Here is a 6,687-nt window from a genome sequence, read left to right on the forward strand (position 1 = left end):
TCCCGGGTTCACACTGCTGGAAAGCTAACTCGATTGGTTAATGCGAAGTCTTCTCAGTCTTCAGACTCAAACGATTCACTCAAATCGTCTTCATTCTCCTCAGCTTTTGCTGCTTCATCGCGACGAAGAGTTTCCTGATGATCGAGGTAAGCTTGAAGCATGATTTGGGCCGCGACCATATCCATGCGTCGCTTTCGCTGCTTGCGAGTGAAGTCTATTCCAATCATGTAGTCTTCAGCAGCAACGGACGTATAACGTTCATCCCAATACTTGACGGGCAGGCCTGTGAGCTGCGCGAGCCATCCGCCGTATTCCCGGGCTTCTTGCGCTTTCTGTCCTTCCGTTCCATTCACGTGAATAGGCAAACCGACGACGAGCGCAGAAATTCGATATTCAGAAACCAATTCCTGAAAGTACTTCGCATCGTGGCGTTCGTTTTGACGCGTGAGGATCTCCAGCGGGCTGGCGATTTTCTGATCGGGCGTCGAGACCGCAACCCCGACACGCTTGGTTCCGTAGTCGACTCCCAGAAGTTTTCCAGTCTGCGGGAAGTCCTCAGAGGACTCGGTCATATCCTTGCTCTTCCAGTCTTTTGACCAGTTCACGGATGGCGTTCTGATCACTGCGGTCCGCGACAAGTGTCGCGTCAGGTGTGTGGACGACGATGCAATTCTGCATTCCCAACAGTGTGACGACCTGTTCGCCGCTGCTGTGAATAATGCAGTCGTTCGAATCAACGATGCAAGTTTGGCCAACGGCAGTGTTTCTCACTTCGTCTTGCGGATTCAGGCGAGACATAGCTTCCCAGCTACCGACATCGTCCCAGTCGAATTTCGCTTCGACAACAGAAAGTTTCTTTTCGTGTTCGAGAACAGCATAGTCGATCGAGACAGAAGGCATCAGCGGAAACGTCTGCTGGAGTGCTTCATTCCAATTGCCTGTGCCAATCTGGCTCCGCAATTCATCGAGGAGACGACCGATCTCAGGTTGATGAGTTCGAATTGCTGCGAGAATCGTTGAAGCACGCCAAATGAAGATTCCGGAATTCCAAAGAAATCGTCCCTGTTGCAGATAGTGCTGAGCCGTTTCGAGATCAGGCTTTTCGCGAAATCCAACCACTTGATGGAGTGGCTGTGAATCGGATTTGCTGACCTCGATGTACCCATATCCAGTTTCAGGGCTGACCGGCGGAATCCCAAAAAGAACGAGTTGTTCAGGATTTTCTTGAAGTGCCTCTTCAGCTGTTGAGATTGCGTTCTGAAATTCCTGATGGTCTTGAATGACATGATCCGCCGGCATCACAAGCATCGTCGCGTCCGGGTCTACTGCTTCGATCAGCATCGCTGCAAGTCCGATGCACGGAGCTGTATTCCGACCACAAGGTTCCGCGATGATCTGAGCCTCAGGAATCTCCGGCAGATGCTGTTGTGTTGTCGTTGTCAGTTGTTGATTTGTGACGACCCAAAATCGTTCGGCTGAAATCATCGGTTGGCAGCGATCAAAAACGGACTGAATCAAAGATCGATTTCGCCCCAGCGTAAGGAATTGTTTGGGCGAGAGTCGCCGACTGAGAGGCCAGAATCGAGTGCCGCTTCCACCGGCCATAATCACTGCATGAAGCATTGCAAAATCCAGAGCTGCACAAGATCGTGTTGCAAACTGATCAAGAGTTTCGATCAAGTTGCGTTGCGGAAAAGCCTTGAAACCGAGGCGTTTTCCACTTCGTGTTCGACAAGCTTGAGCATCGGCTGAGCAGGCGGTAGCGTCAAGTCACCTGCCAAAGTTTCAGAATTCTGCAGGCTCGGAAACGCGCATAAAAAAAGTCCCAGCCGATTGAATATCAGCTGGGACCTCACGTTCTGCGAATGGGGGGAACGTGTTTCACCATCAGCGATGGTGAGGTTCTCTGTCTGGGAATGACAGAGAGGAGGGTAGACGTTTTCGCAATGCGAAGTTCGTCAATCTCGCTTACTTGTGATAACCAAGCGAGACGATCACGTCGTAGATTTCTTCGAAGGTGATGAAGCGTCGCCGATTGCGGAGCTTGTACTCATCAATCGCCTTCGCCAGTTCATCGACTTCGGGTCGATCTGATCGGCGTGCATCCGAGAATTGCCTTCTCTCGTGTGGAGGCGGTTGTCCGGAAGGACTTCCCGTTCTCCGGTCGACGAACGTTTCCTCATTGGGTGTCGTGACCTGCATGTTGGACTCCTATTTTGAGATTCTCTTAATACACTAGATTGAGCAGCGGTCGGTGCAGCGGAATCTCGAGTTCACAGGCGTTCCAGCGAATTTTTTCTGTGTGACTGTGCGTTTTGTAACGCCTGTAGCAATTGTATTCTGGCAATTGTCGGAATCGGCGGAGAACCGTGGTCTTTACGGAGATCACTTAGAAAACTCTTCTCAACAACTGAAGAACAGGTTTATGGCAGGCAAAGTGACGATTTTGGGTGGCGGAGCCATGGCAACTGCGTGTGCCATTCTGCTAGCGGATCATCCTGGACAGGCTGTCACCATCTGGGCGCGAAATCCCGACTTTGCCGAAGACATGCAGAAAACGCGGGAAAACCGAAGGCTTCTCCCTGGAATTCATATCCCGGACGGCATTCGCATCACCTCCGACATTTCTGAAGCTGTCGCAGACTCAGAATTCCTCGTGGCTTCTATTCCTTCGAAGCATCTTCGAAGTTCGCTGACTGCTTTGAGCTCGGCGATCCCCGGGGGAATTCCTGTCATCAGCGTGGTGAAAGGCGTCGAGATCGAGACGTTTCTTCGACCCAGCCAAATTGTTGAAGAAGTTCTCGGGAAGAGACCTTTCGTTTCTTTGAGCGGTCCGAGCCACGCAGAAGAAATCGCCAAACGTCTTCCAGCAAGTGTCGTCGCTGCTTCAGAAGATGCCAGCCTGGCGGAGCAAGTTCAGGAAATGTTCACGACCGATCGTTTTCGAGTTTACACGAACACAGATTTGATCGGCGTCGAACTGGCAGGCGCGCTGAAAAACATCATCGGAATCGCTGCCGGAATCTGCGACGGCCTCGGATACGGAGACAATGCAAAGTCCGCGATGATCACTCGCGGAATTGTGGAGATCAGCCGCTTCGGAGAATCTCTGGGCGCTCAGCCGGAAACATTCGCGGGGCTTGCTGGAATCGGTGATTTGATTACGACCTGCGTCAGTCCACATGGTCGAAACCGCGCGGTCGGAGAAAGACTGGGAAAAGGAGAATCACTCGACCAGATTCTGGCCACAACCAGTTCCGTCGCTGAAGGAGTCACAACAACTGAGGCGATTCATGGATTGGCGAAATCTCGAAACGTCGAAATGCCCATCGTCAATGAGGTCTATCAGGTGCTGTTTCGTGGAAAATCTGCAGTCGAAGCGACAAACAGCCTGATGCTTCGACCGTTGAAGCAGGAGTGAGTCTTTTCTGCGTTCGCGAGTTGAGGCAATCGGGTAGGCCGTAATAATGACTCGCGGCGGACCATCTTGCGTTGTTGAACCTACAGGCACGAATTGACTACCGAATATGGCACGGACGTTCGAAGAGCTGACCCCTCAGAATTTTTCTTTCAACAGCCCATTGGGTTGGTGCCCTGCCTGTGAGGGATTGGGAACAGAAGTCGGGACTGATCAATCGGTCATCGTGGCCAATCCCAATTTCAGTATCGATCAGGGAGCTGTCTCGGCGTGGCCGTCTCCGGAAGAAAACATATCTTTCGCAGCTGTCATTCAAGCATTGACCGATCAGTTTGGGATTCCGCGAGACATTCCCTGGTATCAACTGAGCCCGCAACATCAGCGAGTGATTCTCCACGGATCTGGAGAGGACAAAATTGAGGTCCAGTTTCCGAACTCAAAAGCATCGGTCAAAATTCAATACAAAGGGCTGTACCCAGCAATCGAAGAAGCAGCCCGAGTTTCCTATCCCTACCGGGCGAAATTTCAGGATTTAGTCGGCGTCAAACCCTGTTCTGTTTGTGATGGAACAAGGCTCAGGGCAGATTCCGCGTCCGTTCAACTCGAAGAAACGACACTTCCGCAGCTGTGCCAACGACCACTGGACGAGGTTCTCAGTTTTCTCGAGTCGATTTCTTTGGAGGACAGTCAGAAGAAAATCGCTGGGGATTTGCTGAATGAAGCGATTCACCGACTGAAATTTCTCGTCGACGTCGGCCTCCACTACTTAACACTCGATCGGGGGATGCCCACGCTCTCCGGCGGAGAGTCTCAGCGAATTCGTCTCGCCGGTCAAATTGGACGCGCACTCACCGGAGTCCTCTACGTTCTTGATGAACCAACCATCGGACTTCACCCACGCGACAACGGCCGCTTGGTTGAAGCACTGAAAAAATTGAAAGAACTCGGAAACACCGTCGTTCTCGTCGAACATGACCGTGAAGTTCTCGATGCTGCCGACCGGCTCTTCGACTTCGGTCCCGGATCCGGAAGATTTGGCGGAAATGTCACCTCCGAAGGAACACCAAAGCAGATTCAACGTCGTGCGAAGACTTCTCTGACAGGGGCTTATCTTTCAGGGGCAAAAAGAATCGTCATTCCGAACACTCGTCGCATGGAGCGAGAGACTGACGAAACCGAATCAACTGATGCGAATGAGTCTTTAACCGATTTATATCGGAAACCACCCGGAGGGGGCTGGCTCGAGATTCTGGGATGTCAGCAGAACAACCTTCGAAATGTCGATCTTCAAATTCCGCTCGGAGCATTGACCTGCGTCACCGGACTTTCCGGTTCAGGAAAAAGTTCGCTGATTCAGGAAACACTTGCCCGCGCGGTGTCGAGACATCTTCGTCTCAAAGGTCCCGCTCCGGGTCCATTTCGAGAAATGAAGGGAGCTGAGGAAATTAATCGGGTGATGGCCGTCGATCAGAATCCGATCGGTGCGACCCCCGCTTCAAATCCAGCAACATATACCGGAGTTTTCGATCACATTCGGCAGCTGTACGCAAAACTTCCTGACGCGAAAATCCGCGGATACAAGCCGGGGCGATTCAGTTTCAATCGCGCTGGCGGACGTTGCGAAGACTGCGAAGGAATGGGGCAGAAGAAAATTGAAATGCACTTTCTGCCTGATGTTTGGGTGGAATGCGAAACCTGTCACGGCAAACGCTTCAATATCGAAACCCTCGCGGTGAAATATAAAGGGGAATCGATCGCCGACGTTCTTGAAATGAGCATCGGACAGGCACTGGAGCTGTTCGAAAATATTCCGAAAATTCGTGCTCCTCTCGCAACGCTGGCAGCGATCGGTCTCGATTACCTCACTTTGGGCCAATCCGCAACGACTCTTAGCGGCGGAGAAGCCCAACGAGTCAAACTGGCGGCAGAGCTGGCCAAGCCCAACAGCGGTCGGTCACTTTATCTACTCGACGAACCAACGACTGGGCTTCATTTCGATGATATTGCCAAGTTGCTGAAAGTCCTCAACAGTCTGGTCGAGCAGGGAAATACCGTCGTCATCATCGAGCATAATCTCGATGTCATCAAAACCGCCGATTGGATTGTCGACCTTGGCCCGGAAGCTGGCGTAGGTGGAGGTTGGATTGTCGTTTCCGGAACCCCGGAAGAAGTGGCGAATTACGCAGAGCGAGTCATTGGCTCCGGCAATGGAAACAGCAAGCCGAAGAAGCGACGAAAAGTTTCCCAAAATGGGGCCGAAACGAATCAGATGAGAAGTTGGACGGGAGAACTACTCGCGGACATCTTGAATTTTGAGCCGAAAGGGGAACTCGAAGTCTTCGATGCGAAGTCTGTTGCCAAAAAGCGAGAAGGTGATGTCGATATCAGCCAGGTTGGGAAAGATATCGCTGCCCCTTGGGAAGTCGATGGCCGACAATGGCACACTAAAACTCGAATCGCACGCAACGGCAAGGAAAGTCGCTGGGAAGGTAAAGCTCTCGATTATGTCGTCGACCAACTCGCCGACACCGAAGGGTTGAAGCCCGCTAACTGGAAAGATCAAGCACGTGTGGAAATCACAGCCGAACAAAAAGTCGGCTCAGGTTGGTTCTTTCACGCTCTGACGGGAGATGAATGGTTGCTCCGGCTTTATTTTCGAGTTCCGAAGGGGACTTTCGATGAAAGCGAGCTGCAGAAGAGGATTCGTCTGAAATCTGTCAACGAACTTGATGAATTGCCCATCTACAACCGTAGTGATCGCGTTCGAACGAACAATGCCAAGGGACCATTTCAAGAAATCATCTTCGACGTCCATTGGAGGGAGGAAATTGAGACTCCCGAATTCTCCGCTTTTCTCAAAGAAGCTGCCGAAGCATATCTATCGCACGTCGAACAGGTTGCCCAGAAAGATCCTGCTGACTTGATGCCGTGGAAAGTTCTCGGCAAAAAATGGCATCTCTCGCGAAAAGGCTTTCCTTCCAGTAAGCGAGTGGCTTGGAAGCTGGAAACTCTCGAGAGCCTTTTTCAGATTCTTGAAACCGAACTCACTGACTTTCCGCTTGATTGGTCAAACAAAACTACCGTTCAATTCAAGCACCCGGATAGTGGAGATCTCGTCGCGGAGCTGCAGACGAAACGTCGAGACGCAATTTATCTGACGCTTCTGTCGAATCCCGGAACATTTGCACTGGGCCAGGTGACAACTCTCGGCAAAACCAGAAAGTTGGAACCGCACCGCTCCGGAAAAGAAGCCATTCAAATTCAGTTCA

General features: G+C 51.6%; 5 protein-coding genes (1 of these 5 cut by a window edge). 2 read left to right on the top strand and 3 right to left on the bottom strand.

Annotated elements, in window-relative coordinates; translation table 11 throughout:
* Window positions 1-53 precede the first annotated feature (53 nt).
* From ruvX to AB1L42_RS08200, 3 genes are all read right to left on the bottom strand, one after another.
* Window positions 54-572 (bottom strand): Holliday junction resolvase RuvX, encoded by a 519-nt coding sequence (ruvX, locus tag AB1L42_RS08190; RefSeq protein WP_367053221.1) that lies wholly within the window; start codon window positions 570-572, stop codon window positions 54-56.
* Complete coding sequence (locus AB1L42_RS08195; RefSeq protein WP_367053222.1) at window positions 556-1,623, bottom strand: mannose-1-phosphate guanylyltransferase; 1,068 nt, start codon at window positions 1,621-1,623, stop codon at window positions 556-558. The genes ruvX and AB1L42_RS08195 overlap by 17 nt, the downstream gene beginning before the upstream one ends.
* Window positions 1,624-1,968: 345 nt before the next feature.
* Window positions 1,969-2,202 carry a hypothetical protein gene (locus AB1L42_RS08200; protein WP_367053223.1) on the bottom strand — a complete coding sequence of 78 codons (234 nt, stop codon included), beginning with the start codon at window positions 2,200-2,202 and terminating at the stop codon, window positions 1,969-1,971.
* 223 nt (window positions 2,203-2,425) lie between these two features.
* Between AB1L42_RS08200 and AB1L42_RS08205 the strand changes: the two genes are divergently transcribed.
* Both AB1L42_RS08205 and uvrA read left to right on the top strand, forming a co-directional pair.
* Complete coding sequence (locus AB1L42_RS08205) at window positions 2,426-3,421, top strand: NAD(P)H-dependent glycerol-3-phosphate dehydrogenase (protein WP_367053224.1); 996 nt, start codon at window positions 2,426-2,428, stop codon at window positions 3,419-3,421.
* 106 nt (window positions 3,422-3,527) lie between these two features.
* Window positions 3,528-6,687 carry the 5' portion of an excinuclease ABC subunit UvrA gene (gene uvrA, locus AB1L42_RS08210; protein ID WP_367053225.1) on the top strand. The gene runs 71 nt beyond the window's last position, so the window shows 3,160 of its 3,231 coding nt (coding positions 1-3,160); its start codon is at window positions 3,528-3,530; its stop codon lies off the right edge, out of view.

It is taken from the genome of Thalassoglobus sp. JC818 (assembly GCF_040717535.1).
Lineage (GTDB): Bacteria > Planctomycetota > Planctomycetia > Planctomycetales > Planctomycetaceae > Thalassoglobus.

What these genes read in the sequence shown, in the direction of transcription:
- ruvX (WP_367053221.1), bottom strand. Translation starts at nt 572, where the DNA reads ATGACCGAGTCCTCTGAGGACTTCCCGCAGACTGGAAAACTTCTGGGA.
- AB1L42_RS08195 (WP_367053222.1), bottom strand. Translation starts at nt 1,623, where the DNA reads ATGCTTCATGCAGTGATTATGGCCGGTGGAAGCGGCACTCGATTCTGG.
- AB1L42_RS08200 (WP_367053223.1), bottom strand. Translation starts at nt 2,202, where the DNA reads ATGCAGGTCACGACACCCAATGAGGAAACGTTCGTCGACCGGAGAACG.
- AB1L42_RS08205 (WP_367053224.1), top strand. Translation starts at nt 2,426, where the DNA reads ATGGCAGGCAAAGTGACGATTTTGGGTGGCGGAGCCATGGCAACTGCG.